The sequence below is a fragment of the Roseibium salinum genome (assembly GCF_026240905.1).
GTDB lineage: Bacteria > Pseudomonadota > Alphaproteobacteria > Rhizobiales > Stappiaceae > Roseibium > Roseibium salinum.
This window is the reverse complement of record NZ_JAPEVI010000003.1, coordinates 54,735-74,537: the sequence shown is the minus strand read 5'-3', so window position 1 is coordinate 74,537 and position 19,803 is coordinate 54,735. Positions and strand designations below refer to the sequence as shown.

General features: G+C 61.0%; 15 protein-coding genes. 9 read left to right on the top strand and 6 right to left on the bottom strand.

Annotation, left to right across the window (positions count from 1 at the left end; genetic code table 11):
- Window positions 1–333: 333 nt before the first annotated feature.
- Together dnaG and ON753_RS04715 are read right to left on the bottom strand one after the other, a co-directional pair.
- Window positions 334–2,265: a DNA primase gene (gene dnaG, locus ON753_RS04720; protein WP_265961421.1), complete on the bottom strand. Its 1,932-nt coding sequence runs from the start codon at window positions 2,263–2,265 to the stop codon at window positions 334–336.
- Window positions 2,266–2,438: 173 nt separating this feature from the next.
- Window positions 2,439–2,951 carry a GatB/YqeY domain-containing protein gene (locus ON753_RS04715; RefSeq protein ID WP_265961420.1) on the bottom strand — a complete coding sequence of 171 codons (513 nt, stop codon included), beginning with the start codon at window positions 2,949–2,951 and terminating at the stop codon, window positions 2,439–2,441.
- Window positions 2,952–3,184: 233 nt separating this feature from the next.
- Between ON753_RS04715 and carA the strand changes: the two genes are divergently transcribed.
- On the top strand, window positions 3,185–4,366 hold the full coding sequence (gene carA / locus ON753_RS04710) for a glutamine-hydrolyzing carbamoyl-phosphate synthase small subunit (protein ID WP_265961419.1): 1,182 nt from the start codon (window positions 3,185–3,187) through the stop codon (window positions 4,364–4,366).
- An 82-nt stretch (window positions 4,367–4,448) separates the two neighbouring features.
- Here the strand turns inward: carA and ON753_RS04705 are convergent, their stop codons facing one another.
- Complete coding sequence (locus ON753_RS04705) at window positions 4,449–4,886, bottom strand: MerR family transcriptional regulator (protein ID WP_265961418.1); 438 nt, start codon at window positions 4,884–4,886, stop codon at window positions 4,449–4,451.
- An 825-nt stretch (window positions 4,887–5,711) separates the two neighbouring features.
- Here ON753_RS04705 and ON753_RS04700 point away from each other — a divergent pair.
- The 3 genes from ON753_RS04700 (at window position 5,712) to greA (ending at window position 10,114) form a co-directional block, all read left to right on the top strand.
- Window positions 5,712–5,990, top strand: a complete 279-nt coding sequence (locus tag ON753_RS04700) for a helix-turn-helix domain-containing protein (protein ID WP_265961417.1) — start codon at window positions 5,712–5,714, stop codon at window positions 5,988–5,990.
- 175 nt (window positions 5,991–6,165) lie between these two features.
- A complete protein-coding gene (gene carB, locus ON753_RS04695) occupies window positions 6,166–9,528 on the top strand; it encodes a carbamoyl-phosphate synthase large subunit (protein WP_265961416.1) in 3,363 nt (1,120 codons plus the stop codon).
- A gap of 112 nt (window positions 9,529–9,640) precedes the next feature.
- Window positions 9,641–10,114 (top strand): transcription elongation factor GreA, encoded by a 474-nt coding sequence (gene greA / locus ON753_RS04690; protein ID WP_265961415.1) that lies wholly within the window; start codon window positions 9,641–9,643, stop codon window positions 10,112–10,114.
- Window positions 10,115–10,195: 81 nt separating this feature from the next.
- Here greA and ON753_RS04685 read toward each other — a convergent pair whose 3' ends face one another.
- The gene (locus tag ON753_RS04685) at window positions 10,196–10,663 is read right to left on the bottom strand and encodes an Lrp/AsnC family transcriptional regulator (RefSeq protein ID WP_265961414.1); all 468 of its coding nucleotides are present in this window, start codon (window positions 10,661–10,663) and stop codon (window positions 10,196–10,198) included.
- A gap of 199 nt (window positions 10,664–10,862) precedes the next feature.
- Here ON753_RS04685 and ON753_RS04680 point away from each other — a divergent pair, with 199 nt between their 5' ends.
- The 5 genes from ON753_RS04680 to ON753_RS04660 all read left to right on the top strand — a co-directional run bounded on the left by ON753_RS04680 (window position 10,863) and on the right by ON753_RS04660 (window position 15,601).
- Window positions 10,863–11,858 carry a mitochondrial fission ELM1 family protein gene (locus ON753_RS04680; protein ID WP_265961413.1) on the top strand — a complete coding sequence of 332 codons (996 nt, stop codon included), beginning with the start codon at window positions 10,863–10,865 and terminating at the stop codon, window positions 11,856–11,858.
- A 142-nt stretch (window positions 11,859–12,000) separates the two neighbouring features.
- Complete coding sequence (trxB, locus tag ON753_RS04675) at window positions 12,001–12,969, top strand: thioredoxin-disulfide reductase (RefSeq protein WP_265961412.1); 969 nt, start codon at window positions 12,001–12,003, stop codon at window positions 12,967–12,969.
- Between the two features lie 31 nt (window positions 12,970–13,000).
- On the top strand, window positions 13,001–13,897 hold the full coding sequence (locus tag ON753_RS04670) for a LysR family transcriptional regulator (RefSeq protein WP_265961411.1): 897 nt from the start codon (window positions 13,001–13,003) through the stop codon (window positions 13,895–13,897).
- A 281-nt stretch (window positions 13,898–14,178) separates the two neighbouring features.
- Complete coding sequence (locus tag ON753_RS04665) at window positions 14,179–15,036, top strand: trypsin-like peptidase domain-containing protein (RefSeq protein WP_265961410.1); 858 nt, start codon at window positions 14,179–14,181, stop codon at window positions 15,034–15,036.
- 19 nt (window positions 15,037–15,055) lie between these two features.
- Window positions 15,056–15,601: a PDZ domain-containing protein gene (locus ON753_RS04660; RefSeq protein ID WP_265961409.1), complete on the top strand. Its 546-nt coding sequence runs from the start codon at window positions 15,056–15,058 to the stop codon at window positions 15,599–15,601.
- A 670-nt stretch (window positions 15,602–16,271) separates the two neighbouring features.
- On the opposite strand, the gene msrP is transcribed toward ON753_RS04660, so the two are convergent.
- Both msrP and ON753_RS04650 read right to left on the bottom strand, forming a co-directional pair.
- The gene (gene msrP / locus ON753_RS04655; protein WP_265961408.1) at window positions 16,272–17,234 is read right to left on the bottom strand and encodes a protein-methionine-sulfoxide reductase catalytic subunit MsrP; all 963 of its coding nucleotides are present in this window, start codon (window positions 17,232–17,234) and stop codon (window positions 16,272–16,274) included.
- A gap of 217 nt (window positions 17,235–17,451) precedes the next feature.
- The gene (locus tag ON753_RS04650; protein ID WP_265961407.1) at window positions 17,452–19,518 is read right to left on the bottom strand and encodes an elongation factor G; all 2,067 of its coding nucleotides are present in this window, start codon (window positions 19,516–19,518) and stop codon (window positions 17,452–17,454) included.
- Window positions 19,519–19,803 lie beyond the last annotated feature (285 nt).

Sequence of the window (19,803 nt, the reverse complement as noted above, 5' to 3'; positions counted from 1 at the left end):
GCACGCGGTCATTCTCATTCCCATTCGAAAAGCGAATACGGAAGCGATATTCAAACGGGTTCGCAGCTCTTTTTAGACTATTGGCCGCTAGCAGGCTTAAAGGCTACGGCGCGCGAGGCTGCAAACCTCCTATTTAGCTCGACGCCCACGATTCGCAAGAGCGATTCGTGATTGGTCAATTGGAAAACGCACTTTTTACCAGCCTGAGCACAGTTTAATCGTAAAAAATCCGGATGCTCAAGCTTTTCCGCCGATCCTGCGCGCCTGTTCGCGGTGAGAATTAAGCCTCTGGCGAAAAAAGGATCTCCGGTTTTGCCCGTAGCCCCCGCGATCTCAATGCACCGCGGCCGCCGCAGGCGGTGCCGTTCTGATCTTCTTTGCCCGTTCCGCAAGCTCGGCCTCGTCGCGCGCGCATTCCTCGCGCCGTCTGCTGAGGTCCTGCGTCAGCGCCTGAATGCGCCGCCATGAATGCTCGTCAAGCTGCTCATCGGCGCTGGCAAGCTCGGTGGAAAGCTCGGCCTCGAGCGCGTTCAATTCTAGAAGATCGAGAAAATGCAGGAAGGCCGCCTCGACGAAATCCTCCGGCGGATTGGACTTCAACAGCGGAAACCGGTGGTTCAGCACAAAGAACTCGGCTTTCTTCTGCTCCTGAAGGCCGATCGTTTCCAGCAGCATCTCATGCATGATGTCGCGCAGCGGCTCATCGAGGGAACTCGTCAGGTCGGCGACCGGCGTCGCTTCCAGGTCGTCGACGATCCGGCACAGCACGTCGCGCAGGCGCAGATGCAGTTCGTTGCCAAAGGGCAGCCTGGAAAAACGTTCGAAATTCCGGTCAAGCAGATGCGGATAACGCACGCTGAGACCGAGCAGCAGCCGCTCCATGCCGAAATCATCGCTCGCCGCGACCCGTTCGCGGGCGGTGCCGGGGAACGAAAGGTTTTCCGAGCCCTTTCTGCCGTCCCGCCTGGAAGACCGCGCCTGCTCGAAGAAGAGGTTCGACAGCTTGAAGCGCAGGTCGAGCTGATAGCGCCGGCGCACCCGTTCGTCGCGGATGGTGCCGATCAGATCGTCAAAGCGCTTTTCAAGAGCCGCCTTGCGTTCCGGCGTATCGAGCCGGGAAACGGAGATTTCCCGGTCCCACACCACGGCGAACAGCGACTGCGCCCTGCCAACCTCGGCGTGGAACCCCTCCAGCCCGCGCTGCCTGACGAGGTCGTCCGGATCCATGCCGTCCGGCAAAAAACAGAACTGGAAGGAATAGCCGCTCTTGAGGACCGGAAAGATCCGGTCGATTGACCGATGCGCCGCCGAAACACCCGCCGCGTCACCGTCGAAGCAGATCACCGGTTCGGGAGCGAATTTCCACAGCCGGACGACCTGCTCTTCGGTAAAGGCCGTGCCGAGCGAGGCGACCACATGGCGAATGCCCGCCTGCCACAGGGCAATGGCATCGAGATAGCCTTCCACGATGACCGCCTCACCGGTCTTGAAGGCAGGCTCCCGCGCCCGGTGGGCGTTGAACACCATGGCCCCCTTGTGAAACAGCGGCGTTTCCGGGGAGTTGAGGTATTTCGGCTGCCCGTCCGGCAGAAGCGTGCGCCCGCCGAAGGCCACCACCCTCCCCTTGTCGTCTTGAATCGGGATCATCAGCCGGCCGCGGAACCGGTCATAGGAGGGACGGCCGTCATCCGGCTTGATGAGGAGCCCTGCCTCGATCATTCCCGCTTCCGTCACATCCCTTGCGGCCAGATAGGATTTCAGGGCGTCCCGGCTGTCGGGCGCAAAGCCGAAGCGGAATTCGCCAAGGGTTTCCGGATCAAGTCCGCGCTTTGCGGCATAGGCCCGCGCCTCCGCCCCGCGCGGCCCGGCAAATTCGGCCTGAAAGAACCGCGCGGCCATTTCGCAGATCTCCGCGAGGCCGGCACGCCTTTTCTCCCGCCGCGCAGCTTGTGGATCCGGCGCCGGCAGCGCAACGCCCGCCTGCTCGGCAAGCCTTTCCACCGCTTCGGGGAAGCTCAGGCCTTCGGTTTCGCACACAAAGGTGAAATGGTCGCCGGAAGCACCGCAACCGAAGCACTTGTAGCGGTTGCGCCGGTCGTCGACGTGAAAACTCGGGCTCTTTTCCTGGTGAAACGGGCAGCAGGCCCAGAAATCGCCCTTGCCCGGTTGCGTCTTTCGCCGGTCCCAGTTTACCCGTCGGCCGACGATGTCCGACAGGGAGAGCCGGGCGCGGATTTCATCGAGAAGGCGCGGTTCGAAACGCATGGAACGCGGATGGCCCTTGATACTTCAGTGAATGGACAGATCACCTCGCAGCGTCGCCGCCGCCAGGAAGATCCGACAAAATAGAGCCTCTTGTCGGTCGGCGCCAGTCTCTCTCACCGGGCGAACCGCGATTGCCGCAAGACCTGTCAGGAAAGGTGGGCTGGCGCCGAAGCTCAACCCTTGCCCGCGTCGTCCGATCCCTCGGCGGACGGTCCGGCGCCTTCGCTGCGCAGCATGTCCTTGAGGAAGCAGGAAGCCTGGACAAAGTCCATTTGCCCCGGATAGCGCGTCTTCAGTTCACTCATGCACCGGCCGATATCGCGCAGGCCCCGGGCATTGATGTCGTTGACCGTCGCCTCGCAAATGGCCTTGGTTTCGTCCTCGCTGAACTGCGCCGGCAGGAACTCGCGGATGATTTCCTGTTCGGCACGTTCCTGTTCGGCCAGGTCGAGCTGGCCGCCGCTTTCGAACTCGATGGCGGAGCTTTCCCGTTGACGAACCATTTTCTGAAGGATTTCGACGACTTCGATTTCGTTGACGCCGTCCTTGCCGTTTTCCCTGGCAGCGGATTCACGATCCTTCACGGCGGTCTGGACCAGGCGCAATGTCGCGCACCGGCGCTTGTCGCCTTCATCCTGCGCCGCCTTCAAGGCAGCATTGATTTTCTCGCGCATAGCTTCGCGCATGATTATACTACCCCCTGCCGCACTGAGGCATGATGCACTGGGCACCTGTAGCTATCTCTCAGCCAAGCCATTGAATTTTAAAGAGCTTTTTTAAGCGGATCAATATTGACGATCCCAGTCGCTTCCCATAGAGTCCCGCGCTTGATGCAGACGGCCAATTGCGGGTTCATTCGCCCCGATCCAGGCGCCTTTCTGCAGCGCATGATGTCACCAACAAACTCTGGAAACAAGACATGACGACTGCAGACGCATGGTCACAGCCCCCGGCGACCGCCCTGCTTGTGCTCTCCGATGGCAGTATTATCGAGGGGCAAGGCCTCGGCGCCACCGGTCAAGCTGTTGGTGAGATTTGCTTCAACACCGCCATGACGGGCTATCAGGAGATCCTGACCGACCCGTCCTATTGCGGCCAGATCATTACGTTCACTTTTCCTCATATAGGCAATGTGGGCACCAATGACGAGGACATCGAAACCGTCAATATGGCTGCGGACAGCGGTATCCGCGGCGTGGTTCTGGCGGCAGAGATCACCGATCCGGCCAACTACCGGGCCGCGAAACATTTCGACGTCTGGCTGAAAAGCCGCAACATGATCGGCATCAGCGGCGTGGACACGCGCGCCCTGACCGCCCTGATCCGTGAGAAGGGTGTGCCCAACGGCGTGATCGCGCATGCGCCGGACGGCAAGTTTGATGTGGATAGCCTCAAAACGGCTGCCGCCAACTGGCCCGGGCTCGTGGGAATGGACCTCGCCAGGGAGGTCTCCACCACCCAGTCCTTTCCCTGGACGCAGACCACGTGGAAATGGGACCAGGGCTTCGCAGAGCAAACGGGCGGCAAATACAAGGTCGTCGCGATCGACTACGGCATCAAGCGCAACATCCTGCGCCTGCTGACGGAAGCCGGCTGCGATGTTACCGTACTTCCCGCCACCGCCACGGCCGAGGAAGTGCTGGGGCACAAGCCCGACGGCGTGTTCCTGTCCAACGGTCCGGGCGACCCGGCCGCAACGGGCGCCTATTCGGTCGGCACGATCCGCAAGGTCGTCGAGACCGGCGTGCCGACCTTCGGCATCTGCCTCGGCCATCAGATGCTGGCCCTGGCCCTTGGCGGCAAGACCGTCAAGATGCACCAGGGGCACCATGGCGCCAATCATCCGGTTTTCGACCACACGACCGGCAAGGTCGAGATCACCTCGATGAACCACGGTTTCGCCGTCGATGCCGACAGCCTTCCGGAAAATGTCCAGCAGACCCATGTCTCGCTGTTCGACGGGTCCAATTGCGGCCTCGCGATGAAGGACAAGCCGGTCTTTTCCGTTCAGTACCACCCGGAAGCCTCTCCGGGGCCGCGGGATAGCCATTACCTGTTCAAGCGGTTCACCGACATGATGGAGTCTGCCGACGCGGCCTGACGTGTTCCGCTGCAATAAAAGAAACCCCGGACTGCGGCCTGCAGTCCGGGGTTTCTTTTACGCTGTCCGTCTTTTCTGCTGATCAGCCGATCAGTTCATCGAAGTCCGACAGGATGTTTTCCACTTCCGCGAGTTGTTCGTCCAGCATCTGCTTTTGTTCAACAAGGATTTCCTGCTGACTTCTGCAGATTTCCTGGATTTCCCTGAACTGGTCCTGGCGATTTGCATTGCTTTCCACCAGTTTTATGACCCTGCGGATCTCCGCCAGCGTCAGGCCGATCTTCTTGGCCTGCAGGATGACGCGCATTCGCGAAACGTCCCGGGCGCCGTAGAAACGGCGAGCGCCTTTGCGCACGGGATTGAGGAGACCCTTCTCCTCATAGAAACGCAAGGTCCGCAGGGTTACATCGAACCGCTCGGACATTTCGGAAATCGCAAGAGCGCGATCATCCAGCACAACGTTCTGTCCCGGGCCGGCAATATCCGGCACCGCGACAATTTTGGCAGCTGTATTGTTCATGCTTTTAAGCCCGATCTTATCTTTATTTACTCCAAATCTGGCGTGTATTCTTGCGACGCTTCCAACGTCCTGGTCCCACTACCAGGCCGTCAGGTCCCACTAGCTCCGCAAAGCGACCTCTGTAGCTTCAAGCATAGTGCTCACGACTGCAGAAGCCCCGAACGCCAAACTCACATTGACACTAAGCGCTAGACTAATACACCGAATTGACAGTTAAAATCTACGCCAAAAACGGAATTATTATCCAGATTACGCAGAAGTTTGAGGTCCTATGAGCCGAAAACTCGAGAATCAGCAGCAAGATCGCACAACTATAAATAACTTTCGCAAGGCATTTACAATACACTCTTCTAGTAAGATTGATTATCGATAATTCAAGGCGAACAAATAGACTTGTAAAAAACACGCAATCGGTCAGCGGATTTTCCTATTCCGACAATATCGCTTGTTTTTCCTCCGACAGTTCCTGAAACTTATTGCAGAGCCTGCAAGGTCTATACGTCCCAGGTGTCACGGAGCACCTCAAATACTTTTCTCATGTTCATTTAAGTAGATAGAAAGCACCCCGGGAATTACACGCACTGCGTGTATCCGCCTTGCGCTAACCATGAGTCCGCATTTGGTTAAATCCACAGGCTGAAACCGGCCTGCAGACACGGACGTGAACACCGGGGCAAGACCGCCGACGCAACTATCGCACAAAAAGAGCACATTGTGCACTTCCCGATTGACAATCGGACATTCAGGTTATTTGTGTCTGGATCGTCGACGGGTGCTCTCCCGACCCGAACTGAAGGGAACCAAGGTATTCCGGAACAATAGTAAATGGCCGAATCAAAACCAAAGAACTCCGGGTCCGCCATGACCCCGCAGCAGTTTCGCCACTGGCGCCGGAAACTCGGATTGAAACAGAAGGACGCCGCCGAACAACTCGGATTGAAGAAGCGCATGATCCAGTATTATGAGAAGGGCAATCGCGACGGCCGGCCCGTCGAAATACCCAAGTCCGTGCGCCTGGCCTGCTATGCTCTGACCGAGGGCGTGGGCGATTTCGACGGTCAGACCACGATGCCGCTGGCCCTCGAATCGCCCGATAAGGAATAAACTGCGCATTGCGGCCAATAAAAACGCCGCCATGATGTCCGCCCGGGGTTTCCTAGCGCTTCGCTTTTCCCTATAAGACGCGCTCAGCCAATACTGTCATTCACTTCAACACCAGAGCCAAACCGAATAGCGGCCCCCGCTTATCCGGATTGGCCGCTGCGAGCCGCGAGCCGAGATGCCAAAACGCACAGATATCTCTTCCATATTGATCATTGGTGCCGGTCCGATTGTCATCGGCCAGGCCTGCGAGTTCGACTATTCCGGCACCCAGGCCTGCAAAGCTCTGCGCGAAGAAGGTTATCGCATCATCCTGGTGAACTCCAACCCGGCAACCATCATGACGGACCCGGAGCTCGCCGACGCCACATACATCGAACCGATCACGCCCGAACTCGTGGCGAAGATCATCGAAAAGGAACGCCCGGACGCCCTGCTGCCGACCATGGGCGGACAGACGGCGCTCAACTGCGCGCTCGATCTGCAGGAGATGGGCGTCCTGGAAGAGTTCGGTGTCGAGATGATCGGCGCGCGGGCCGACGCAATCGAAAAGGCCGAGGACCGGGAAAAATTCCGCGCCGCCATGGACGCGATCGGCCTGGAAAACCCGCGCGCCTTGATCGCCGCCTCACCACCCATCCGCGGCGCGAACGGCAAGATCACCGGCTACGACCGGAACGCGGGCTACCTGGAGGCCATGCGCGCCCTCGATGAGATCGGCCTGCCGGCCATCATCCGCCCGGCCTTCACGCTCGGCGGCACCGGCGGCGGCGTTGCCTACAACCGGGAAGAATACGAAACCATCGTCCGCTCCGGTATCGACGCCTCACCGGTCGGCCAGGTGCTGATCGACGAGAGCCTGCTCGGCTGGAAGGAATACGAGATGGAAGTGGTCCGCGACAAGGCGGACAACTGCATCATCATCTGCTCGATCGAAAACATCGATCCGATGGGTGTCCATACGGGCGATTCCATCACCGTCGCGCCGGCCCTGACGCTGACGGACAAGGAATACCAGATGATGCGCGACGCCTCGATTGCGGTGCTGCGCGAAATCGGCGTCGAAACCGGCGGATCGAACGTCCAGTTCGCGGTCAATCCGGAGACCGGCCGCCTCGTCGTGATCGAAATGAACCCGCGCGTCTCGCGCTCGTCGGCGCTCGCCTCCAAGGCGACCGGCTTCCCGATCGCCAAGATCGCGGCCAAGCTTGCCGTCGGCTATACGCTGGACGAGCTGGAAAACGACATTACCGGCGGCGCCACACCGGCCTCCTTCGAGCCGACCATCGACTATGTGGTCACCAAGATCCCGCGCTTTGCCTTCGAGAAATTCCCGGGCTCCGAAGCGACGCTGACCACTGCCATGAAGTCGGTCGGCGAAGTCATGGCCATCGGACGCACGTTCAAGGAAAGCCTGCAAAAGGCGCTGCGCGGCCTGGAAACCGGCCTCAACGGCCTCGACGAGACCGAGATCCCGGGCCTCGACCAGGGCGACGACAGGAACGCGTTGCGCGCCGCCGTGGCCATCCCGACGCCCACCCGTCTGCTCAACGTCGCCCAGGCCATGCGCCTTGGCATGAGCGTGGAGGAAATCAACCAGGCCAGCGGCATCAACACCTGGTTCCTGGATCAGATCGCCGATATCGTGGCCACGGAAGCCAAGGTGCGCAAGATCGGCCTGCCGCAGGATGCGGTAAACCTGCGCAAGCTGAAGGCCATGGGCTTTTCCGACGAACGCCTGGGAAGCCTCGCCGGCGTGGATGCGAACCATGTGGTCAAGCTGCGCAAGGAACTGGATGTTCATCCTGTCTACAAGCGCATCGACACCTGCGCCGCCGAATTCGCCTCCCCGACCGCCTACATGTATTCCACCTATGAAGCCCCCTTCATGGGCAAGCCCGCCTGCGAGGCCAATCCTTCCGACAGGAAGAAGGTCGTCATCCTGGGCGGCGGTCCCAACCGGATCGGCCAGGGCATCGAGTTCGACTATTGCTGCTGCCATGCCGCCTTCGCCCTCGAAGACGCCGGGTTCGAGACCATCATGGTCAACTGCAATCCGGAAACTGTTTCGACCGACTACGACACGTCCGACCGGCTCTATTTCGAGCCGCTGACGCCCGAAGACGTCCTGGAAATCATCCGCAAGGAAAACGAAAACGGCACGCTTCACGGCGTCATCGTGCAGTTCGGCGGCCAGACGCCGCTCAAGCTGGCCCAGGCCCTCGTCAAGGCCAACGTCCCGATCCTCGGCACCTCGCCGGACATGATCGACCTTGCCGAAGACCGCGACCGGTTCGCGAAACTGCTGGACAAGCTCGGCCTGAAGCAGCCGGAAAACGGCATTGCCTATTCGGTCGAACAGGGCCGCCTGATCGCCGGTCAGCTGGGTCTGCCGCTTGTTGTCCGCCCGTCCTACGTTCTGGGCGGCCGCGCCATGCAGATCATCCGCGACGAAGAAGGGCTGAACTCCTATCTGCTCGGCACCCTGCCGGAACTTGTTCCCGGCGAAGTGCGGGCCAAGTACCCGAACGACAAGACCGGCCAGATCAACACGGTCCTGGGCACCAATCCGCTGCTCTTCGACCGGTACCTGGAAGGCGCGATCGAGGTTGACGTCGACGCGCTCAGCGACGGCAAGGACGTTTTTGTCTGCGGCATCATGGAGCACATCGAGGAAGCCGGCATCCACTCCGGTGACAGCGCCTGTTCCCTGCCGCCCTTTTCGCTTTCCGAAGACCTGATCGAGGAACTCAGGCTCCAGACGAAGGCTCTGGCGCTGGCGCTGGAAGTCGGCGGTCTGATGAATGTGCAGTATGCCATCAAGGGCGGCGAGATCTATGTCCTTGAAGTGAACCCGCGCGCCTCCCGGACCGTGCCGTTTGTCGCCAAGACCATCGGCGCGCCGGTCGCCAAGATCGCGAGCCGGATCATGGCCGGGGAAAGCCTCGCTTCGTTCAATCTGTCGGAGAAGAAGCTGGACCACATCGCGGTCAAGGAAGCCGTCTTCCCGTTCGCGCGCTTCCCCGGCGTCGATACGATCCTCGGCCCGGAAATGCGCTCCACCGGCGAAGTGATGGGCCTCGACACCGCCTTCGGCAAGGCCTTTGCAAAGGCGCAGCTCGGGGCCGGTGTCAGTGTCCCGGACCACGGGACGGTCTTCGTCTCCATGCGCGACCATGACAAGGCCGGCGTGGTGGAGGCGGTGCGCAACCTGGAAGCCGCCGGTTTCAAGATCATCGCCACCGGCGGCACGCAGGAATTCCTCAAACAGAACGGCATTGCGGCAGAGAAAATCAACAAGGTGCTTGAAGGGCGCCCGCATATCGTCGATGCTATCAAGAACGGTGACGTCCAGCTTGTCTTCAACACGACGGAAGGCGCGCAGGCCATTGCCGATAGCCGGTCGATGCGTCGTGCAGCACTCCTCAACAAGGTGCCGTATTACACGACCCTTGCAGGATCTGTCGCCGCAGCAAAAGGTATCGCCGCACATAAGGCGGGGAGCCTTGAAGTAAGACCTTTACAATCCTACTTCGGCTAGGGCTATTATACACCTGACCGGCCGGGAAAGGGCGTCCTTTCCCGGTTGGTTTGTTTTTTGCAAAAGCGCGGTCCCAAAAAGGAGGACCCAATAAGCTGAAGGTCTGAGACCCATGGAAAAAGTTCCGATGACCTCCGCCGGTTACAAAATGCTTCAGGACGAACTGAAGACACGTACCACGGTTGAGCGTCCGCGCATCGTTGATGCCATTGCTGAAGCACGTGCGCATGGCGATCTGTCGGAAAACGCCGAATACCATGCCGCGAAGGAAGCCCAAAGCCTGAACGAGGGCCGTATTGCGGAACTCGAGGACAAGCTGTCGCGTGCTGAAGTCATCGACGTGACCAAACTGTCGGGCGACATTATCAAGTTCGGCGCCACCGTGCACCTGATCGATGAGGACACGGAAGAAGAAAAGCACTACACAATCGTCGGCGACGTCGAGTCCGATGTGAAGCAGAACAAGGTCTCAATCTCTTCACCAATCGCTCGCGCCCTGATCGGAAAGACCGTCGGTGACAGCGTCGAAGTGACCGCACCAGGCGGGGCCCGCTCCTACGAGATCGTGGCAGTCAAGTTCAACTGACTCCGGCCTGAGCATCCTTTCAAGCTTCAATCAGATGAGGCGCCTGCCTTCGTTTTCGCGACGAAGGCAGGGCAATTTCGTTCAGGCGATCGGCACCGCCGGCTCGTCCTTCGTCCGCCGGATGGTCAGCGCCGTGCGCACGCTGTCGACATTCTGCGCGGCGGTAAGTTCGCGGATGATGAAGTTCTGGAAGGTCTGCAGGTCGGGAGCGACGCATTTCAGGAGGAAGTCGACCTCGCCGGAAAGCATGTAGCTCTCCCGCACCAGCGGCCACTTTTGAACGGTCTCTTCGAAAGCAATCAGGTCCGCTTCGGTCTGGCTGTGCAGGCCGACCATGGCAAAGGCCGTGACGTCATAACCCAGCTGCTTCTCGTCCAGCAGCGTCCGGTATCCCAGAATAAGCCCGGCTTCTTCCAGTGCCCGCACGCGGCGCAGGCACGGGGGCGCGGAGATCCCGACCCGGCGGGCCAGCTCAACATTGGTCATCCGGCCGTCGTCCTGCAATTCCTTCAGGATCTGCCAGTCAATGGCATCAAGGCGCGCTTTCAAACCTGTCTCCTTCGAGCTTCGCCGACCGTCTCTTGATGGGGATGATTGCCACCGAACGGGGTATGGCGTCTTGCGGGACGGGGAAGTCCCGCGCTAACGTATCTGTCCGGTGCCGGATTATGATTTTTTGCGCGTTTGTGCAAGACTATAACAAAAATGCGCACTAATTCGAAAGATTGCGACAAGGGACTCTCCTCAAATGCATAGCCCGCTGGAGACGTTCCCCTCGTCGATCTGGATTCTCACGGACGGCAAAGCCGGTGATGTTGCCCAGTGCGTCGGCGTCGCACAGGCTTTGGACTGCCCGTATGAGACCCGCCAGGTCGCGCCCCGCGCGCCCTTTTCCTGGTGGCTGCCCTTTGGCCCGACCGACCCGGGGGAATGGGAAACGCGGCCCGGCAGCCCCATCGCCCCGCCCTATCCGGATATCGCCATCGCCTCCGGCCGCCGGGCGGCTGCCTACCTGCGCAGGATCAAGCGGCTCTCCGGGGGAGACACCTTTACCGTTTTTCTGAAGGACCCGCGCACGGGACCGGACGCGGCCGACCTCATCTGGGTGCCCGAACACGACAAGTTGCGGGGCCGCAACGTGCTCGTGACGCCAACCTCGCCGCACCGCTTCTCCGCAAGCAGGCTTGCTGAACTCAGAGGCGAGAAGGTGCCCGAGATCGACAGGCTGGCCCATCCCCGGGTTGCGGTGCTCGTGGGAGGCGACAGCCGCCACCACAAGTTTACCGAGGACGACCAGAGCCGGTTTCTCGCCGGCCTGCGCCGGATGGTGCGGGAGGACGGCGCGAAGCTCCTGATCACCGCCTCGCGGCGCACACCGGCGGGCCTGGCCTATTCTCTGTCCAGCCTCGCCAAGGCCGGCGGTCATCTCTACTGGACGGGCGCAGCGCCAAACCCGCTCGGGCTCTACCTGGCCAAGGCCGATGCGATCGTCGCAACGGCGGACTCGACCAACATGATCGGTGAGGCCACGGTGACCGGGAAACCGGTGCACGTCTTCAAACCCAGCGGCGGACATGACAAGATCACCCGGTTTTTGGGGAATTTGGAACACCTGGGTGTCATTCACCCCTTCCCAGGCCCGTTGAAAACCACTACCTACGAGCCGATAGACGCCACACCCATCATTGCGGAACGTATTTTGACGGATTTCAGAGCACACAGGCAGCGAGGTAGAAAGCCTTGAACGGTTGAACCGGGATCTTCCGCCCGCGACAGGTCGCGGACAAGATGCCCGCTACGCTGAGAACGGTCAGCTTCTCCGCATCCAGGTGGCCTTTGCCTGAATGCAGAAAATCTGATCTGGCAAATAGAAAAAGGTGCGCTTCATGAGCACGGAACACAGCAAGCTTTTGATCATCGGATCCGGTCCAGCCGGTTATACCGCGGCAATCTATGCCGCCCGGGCGATGATCGAGCCGACGCTGGTGGCCGGTATTCAGCCGGGCGGTCAGCTGACGATCACCACCGACGTTGAGAACTATCCCGGGTTTGCCGACCCGATCATGGGCCCGTGGCTCATGGAGCAGATGCAGAAGCAGGCGGAAAACGTCGGCACGAAGATCGTCTACGACACGATCGTCAAGGCCGACCTGTCGCAGCGTCCCTTCCGTCTGGAAGCCGACAGCGGCACCGTCTTCACGGCCGACACCCTCGTCATCGCCACCGGCGCCCAGGCCCGTTGGCTGGGGCTGTCGTCCGAGACCGATTTCATGGGCGCCGGCGTTTCCGCCTGCGCGACCTGTGACGGGTTCTTCTACCGCAACAAGGAAGTCGTCGTGGTAGGCGGCGGCAACACCGCCGTTGAAGAGGCGCTTTACCTGGCAAATATTGCCAGCAAGGTGACCCTGGTCCACCGGCGCGACAGCTTGCGGGCCGAAAAGATCCTCCAGGACCGCCTGTTCCAGAACCCGAAAATCGAGGTCATCTGGGACCATCAGGTCGACGAGATCCTCGGCGGCGGCGTTCCGAAGGCCGTCACCGGCATCCGCCTGAAAAACACCCAGACCGGCGTCATGCAGGACATTTCCACAGATGGCGTGTTCATCGCCATCGGCCATGCGCCGTCCGTCGAACTGTTCAAGGATCAGCTGGAGCTGAAATCGAACGGCTATATGGTCACCGCGCCGGACTCGACCAGAACATCCATCCCCGGCGTCTTTGCGGCCGGCGATGTTACGGACGACATCTACCGCCAGGCCGTCACGGCCGCGGGCATGGGCTGCATGGCCGCCCTCGAAGCCGAAAAGTTCCTGGCCGAACAGGAAACCACATCCACCCGGCAGGCGGCTGAATAAAGCCGTCTGACCGTCCTGCGGAGGGGCACCCATGGACTGGGACAAGTTGCGCATCTTTCATGCGGCCGCTCAGGCAGGCAGTTTCACCCATGCCGGCGACAGCCTGCACATGAGCCAGTCAGCGGTCAGCCGCCAGGTCAGCTCGCTGGAACACGATCTGGGCGTTCCCCTCTTCCACCGCCACGCCCGCGGCCTGCTTTTGACCGAACAGGGCGAATTGCTCTATCGCACGGCCAGCGATGTCCTGATGAAGCTGGATGCGGTACAGTCCAACCTTACGGACAGCAAGGACAAACCGTCCGGCATCTTGCGCGTGACGACCACGGTCGGGCTGGGTTCCACATGGCTGACCTCCCGCATCAAGAATTTCGTCGAACTTTATCCCGACGTGGATCTGCATCTGATATTCGATGATGACGAGCTCGACCTCGGCATGCGCGAAGCCGATGTCGCCATCCGGCTGCGCCAGCCGACCCAGCCGGATCTCATCCAGCGCAAACTGTTCACGGTGCATTTTCACGTTTACGCGGCGCCGGAATATCTGGAGCGCTTCGGCGCGCCGGTCGCGATCGACGATCTCGACAATCACCGCATCATCACCTTCGGCGAACAGACGCCCGCCTATCTGCGCTCGATGAACTGGCTCGAAACGGCGGGGCGCGCGCCCACCAATCCGCGACGCTCAGTCCTGAAGGTCAACAATCTTGTCGCCATCAAGCGCGCGGTACAGACCGGCGTCGGCATTGCCATGCTGCCCGACTACATCATCGATCCGGCTTCCAAGATCGTACCCGTGATGACCGACCAGGAAGACAAGGTGCCTTCCTTCGGCACATACTTCGTCTATCCCTCCGAACTCAAGAACACGGCCCGCGTCACCGCTTTCCGTGAATTTCTGCTGACCTACGCGGAAAAATGGGTCTATTAGAGTACGGCCTCTTAGCATTGACCGCGTGATTTCGCGCGCCGGCTGCCGGTTCCCGATCTGAAAAGCCTGCATCGCCGGACCCGCCCTGCCCGGCTGGACCAGGCAGGCAGCCCCTTCCCGAAAAGAAACGGAACAGCCGAAGACCCCTGTTCGTTCCCGCACGGTAACGATGCCCGTCGCCGCTGCTTGCGAGCCCGCTTCACGCCGGAACGCTGCCGCATGGCACGGCTCGCTCACAGTGCGGGCAGTCAATCGAAACGCCGAACACGGAGGTTCTAACCATGACGCCCAGGATCACACAATACGTGATCGCCCCCCTGGCCCTTGCCCTGGCGGCAGCTCCCGTCGCGTCTCCTGCCCAGGCCGTGCCGCAAGACTTCACCGAAATCGTGGAGAACATGAGCCCGGCCGTTGTAGCCATCACCGCCGAACGCCCGGTGGAAACGCAAAGGTCTCTGCAGGAAATGATCCCGCCAGAGCTCCGCGACCTGCTTCCCGAGCGATTTGGCTCGCCGGGCGAGCCCGACAGCCGGGCGCCACACCGGGGAAGCGCCCTCGGGTCCGGATTTTTCATCAGTGACGAGGGACACGTGGTCACGAACAACCACGTGGTCGAGGGCGCTGAGGAAATCGAGGTGCTGATGTCCGACCGGACCAGTTATACCGCAGAACTGGTCGGAGCCGACCCGGCGACGGATCTGGCCGTGCTGAAAATCGATCCGCCCGAGGATCTCACGATCGCCCGGTGGGGAGATTCCGCTGCGCTGCGGCCCGGCGCATGGACCATCGCCATCGGCAGCCCCTTCGGCCTCGGAGGCACCGTGACCGTAGGCGTGCTCTCGGCCCGCTCCCGCGATATCCGCTCCGGCCCCTATGACAACTTCCTCCAGACCGATGCCTCCATCAATCGGGGCAACTCGGGCGGGCCGCTGTTCAACGCGTCGGGAAAGGTCGTCGGCGTCAACACCGCGATCATCTCTCCCAGCGGCGCCAATATCGGCATCGGCTTTGCCGTGCCGTCCAGCACGGCCCGCGACGTGGTTTCCCAACTGGTCCAGACAGGAAAGGTCGAACGGGGCTTCATCGGCGTCAATCTGCAGCCCATCACCGATCTCGATGGCAAGGGCACTGCAGCTTGACTCCACCGACGGAGCCCTGGTGAGCGAGGTCCGGCCGAATACCCCGGCGTCCGAGGCGGGGCTTGAGCCCGGCGACGTGATTGTCGGGTTCGCTGGCGAGAAGGTCGAGGATCCGCGCCAGCTTTCCCGGGCCGTGGCCGCCCGTTCCCCGGGTGAAGACGTCTCGCTCTCGGTCCACCGTGACGGAAAGGACATCTCCATGGAGCTGACGCTTGCCACGCGGCAAATGCCTCAGGAAACCGCCGAAGTGCAGCGCGATGGTGCCGACGACGACCAGCGCCCGATGGGTCTCGCCGTAACCGAACTTCCCGAACCGGTCAGGCGAGAACTCGGATTGCGGGACGACCGGGGCGTGCTGGTTCAGGACGTCCAGCCCGGCTCTGCCGCGGAGGCCGGTATCCGGGAGGGCGATGTTATCCTGGAGGCGGGCGGCAACCCAGTCGAAGCGGAGGAAGATCTGTCGCGTGCATGGGACCAGGCCCGTGAGGAAAAACGGCCGCTGTTGCTGCGCGTCACCCGGAACGACTCGTCCCTGTTCATGGCAGTCGAGCCCGGTCAAGGATGATTCGACACCGGGACGGCCCGTGAAAGACGCAATCGCGGGCCGCCCGGACCGCAAGCATTCTGCGCTGCCGGCATTGTCCCAGGCCCGAAACTGTGACCAGGAGGACATTGGGCCGCAGGTTCAGGACGGTCTGTCTTCCGGGTCTGCGGCACGCCGGCATCCCGCAAGGCAAAAATTTAGCCGCCACTGCATCAAGCCGATGATTTTCATTGGCTTTTTGCCCCTGAAACTCGACCCGCAATGACACACACCGCGCAGAAGATTAACTTTTAGGCAGAAAAATATCTGAACTGATTTTGTGCGCTGGATGGTTCCAATTTGCGTTCCAAAATTTTTTTGAGCCCTGAAATAAAACTTTTCGCCACGGAAACCAACGAAGGCGCCGCACCTAACAGATTGTGATCAAAAGAACATCGTCCTGGCGTATGACCTCGTGGTCAAGCTTTGCGGTTTTTGCATAGCAGATCTGCACCCCTGCCTCTTGTTTATGCAGCTTGTGCACTGCATATAAGCAGCACTGTTGGTCGCCGGACATTGCATCCTCCTCCCAGCGATGTCCTGACCAGCTGTTCCCCTCTGGAAGGTGATTCCACTGTTTTCAGTGAATCAAACAAACTGCCGGGTCCATCAGGACCCGGCTTTTTTTCGAATAACCGAACTGCCAGGGGCGTTACATGAATAACGGTTCGTCGGTCAGGTCCTTGTACATTCCGGCAACCTGTTCCGCATAGCCGTTGTACAGCAGCGTATCGCGGCGCTCATCCGTACCGAGCACCTGTTCCGTCGATTGCGGCCACCGCTTGTGGGGAACCTCCGGGTTCACGTTTGCCCAGAAGCCGTACTCGCTCGACTGGATCTCCTCCCAGAAGCTGACCGGCCGCTGATCGGTGAACGAGATCTTGACGATCGACTTGATCGATTTGAAGCCGTATTTCCACGGCGTCACCAGTCGGATCGGCGCTCCGAACTGCTTTGCCAGCGGCTTGCCGTAGACACCGGTGGCAATGAACGCGAGCTCGTTGGTGGCTTCTTCCAAGGTCAGGCCTTCCACGTAAGGCCAAGGATACCAGCTCTGCTTCTGGCCGCTTGCGACGGAAGGATCAAGGAAGGTCTCGAAGCGCAGGTATTTGGCGCCCGCCTGCGGCCCCGCCAGCTTGACCAGCTCCGCCAGCGGGAAGCCGGACCAGGGCACCGCCATCGACCAGGCCTCGACGCAGCGGTGCCGGTAAAGCCGCTCTTCCAGAGGCATCCTGGCCAACAGATCGTCAATACCGAGCGTCTGCGGATTATCGATCATCCCTTCCAGCGCGACGGTCCAGGGCCGAATCTCGAGCTTCTGCGCCGCCGGCCAGATCTGCTTGTGCGATCCGAATTCATAGAAATTGTTGTATTTGGAAGCTATCTCTTCCTTTGTAATCTCGCGGTCCAGTTTGTAGGCTTCGTTGCGCGGCACCGGATACAGCCCGGCGCTCGGGTTCTCTTCGGCAAAGGCCGGCCGCATCCCCAGACCGCTGCCAATCAGCGCGCCGCTGCCGGCAAGCCCTGCCAGTATCTGGCGGCGGTTGAAAAACACATGTTCCGGCGTGGCCTCGCGCTCGGGAATTTCCCAGCTGCGCCTCTTCAAGATCTTCATCGCGTATCTCCCATGTCGCCTGAGAGAAGCCGAAAAGGTCTTCAATGGCAAATAACGCCCTGGTGACCACGCACACGCAAACCGTGATGGGCAACTGCCCGGCAAGGCACCGCCGTTCCTGCAGGTCGTTTTGCACTGTCTTCCAGATGTCCGGCGAGCCCACAAGAGGGGCACAAGTGCCCCTCCCTGCCCATGTGCCGGAACCGGCAGCCCGGCCTCAGGCGGCCTGCTGTTTCCCCGAACGCTGCATCGCCAGATCGGCAGCCTTGCCGGACAATTCCGCCATGTGGTCGAACTCGGACGTGTAGCTCGCCACACCGGCCGTCGCCGAGCGCAGCTCGATGATCAGATCGCCGATTTCCGCCTCGGGCATCAAGGCCTGCACCTCGTCCCAGCCCGGCCAGTCCGGCCGCGCATCGAAGCCGAGCAGCTGCCCGCGCCGTGTCGAGACGATGGCATTGACCTTGGCCGTGGTATCGCTCGGACAGGCAATCACGACCTTGTCGATCGGTTCGAGCAGCACCGGCTTGCACTCGGACAACCCGTCACGGATAGCCAGGATGCCGGCCATCTTGAAAGCCTGGTCGGAACTGTCGACTGAATGATAGGAACCGTCCGTCAGGCACACCGACACGTCCACGACCGGGAAGCCGAGCGGTCCGCGCTGCAGGGCGTCCATGACGCCGTCCCTGACAGAGGGAATATACTGCTTGGGAACGACGCCGCCCGTGATCGTATCGCTGAACTGGACGCCTTCGCCGCGCGGCAGCGGCGCGATTTCCAGAACGACATCCCCGAACTGGCCATGTCCGCCCGACTGCTTCTTGTGACGCCCGCGCACCCTGGTGCCGGAGCGAATGGTTTCAGCATAAGGCAGATGCGGCGTGTGGGCCGCGATATCAAGCCCGTATTTCCCCGAAAGCCGTTCCTGGGCAACCCGCAAATGCATTTCCCCCTGTCCGGCAAGCAGCGTCTCTGCCGTCACCTGGTTCTGGCTGATGGTGAGGGAGGGATCCTCTTCGGCAACTTTCGCGAGCGCGGCGGACAGACGGACCTCGTCCTTGCGCTGCGCGGCGGCAATGGCGGTCGCCAGAACCGGAGGCCGGGGTTCGGGAGTGTAGAGGCTCTTCATTTCGCCGGTATCCTGGGCGAGCAGATCTCCGGTCTGGACGCTGTCCAGCCGCCCGAGAGCCACCAGATCTCCCTTTCCCGCCGTGGCGATCTTGTTCGCCTGCTGGCCGAATATCGAGAACAGGCCGGAGACCTTGACCTCTTCGACGCCGTTGCGGAACAGGCTGTCCCCGTCGGATACCTGTCCTTCAAGGATGCGCGCAATCGAAAGCTTGCCGCCGTGCTGGGTGTGCAGCGTCTTGATCACCTGCAGCGACTGCCGTTCCTGAGAACCCAGCAGCCGCTGTGCAAGCCGGTCCACCTGCGGCACTTCGTGGCGCAGGGCCTTCAGCAGACGGCTGACACCGTTGCCATGCTCCGCGGAGCCGAAGAAGACGGGGCAGATCAGTCCGTCCTGCATTTCATTGACGAGATCGGCAAACACCCGGTCCCGGTCCGGCGCGATATCCTCCAGCAGTGCTTCCATCAGATCATCGTCATGATCGGCCAGATGCTCCAGCATGGTGAAGCGGGCTTCATGTTCGCGCGCCCGGTCCTCGTCGGACATGTCGATCTGCGTGCTCGGCTCCTTCTCGTGGTAGACATGGGCCCGTTCCAGGGCGAGATCGATAAATCCGGTCGCCTGGCCGCCTTCCCAGATGGGAATTTGGCGGAGGACCAGCGGCACGGCGGAAGCCGGCTGCAAAAGGCCCAGCACATCGCGCACCCGGCGGGTGCTCTTGTCGATCTTGTTCAAAAACAAAACCCGCGGAATGGCGCGGGCTTCAAGAGCTTTCAGGATCAGCTGCAAGGCCGGGACCTTACGCTCATCATCCTCAGCCACGACAACAGCCAGGTCTACTCCACTGAGGGCGCCGTCCATCTCGCTCAGGAATTCCACGGAGCCCGGGCAATCGACGAATACAAACCGGTCCCCCAGATAGGTCGCGTCCGCAATATTGAGTTCCACACTCATGCCATGGGCGCGCGCTTCCGGCGAAGCATCGCCAACCGTGTTGCCGTCCCCAACGCTTCCCTGGCGGGCCACTGTGTCCGTTCGCGCCAGCAAGGATTCCAGAAGACTGGTCTTGCCGCTGCCGAACGGACCGACTAGAGCGATGCAGCGCGGAGCACCGTCCGCGGCCGATCCCTTTCCGTTTGTACTGATTGCCATAGTGCGTCTCCCGTTTGTTCGAGGAATACCCCCGTAACAACGCGGCGCGGCCGGCGACAAACGACGCGGGCCTGCCGCGTCTCGCCCAGGATGGGATCGAGAGCCAAAAACCCGGCACTCTCAGGCGCCAGTCACCCAACTGCATGGCCCATCGACCAGGGGCGGTATGTCATCGTCGCGCCGAAAAAGGCCCCGACGCAAGGAATTCTTACGCCGCACCGCAGCAATTCTGTTCCTCCTGCGCTATGGCACGCAGGACAACATACGCTATGTTCTTTCATGGGA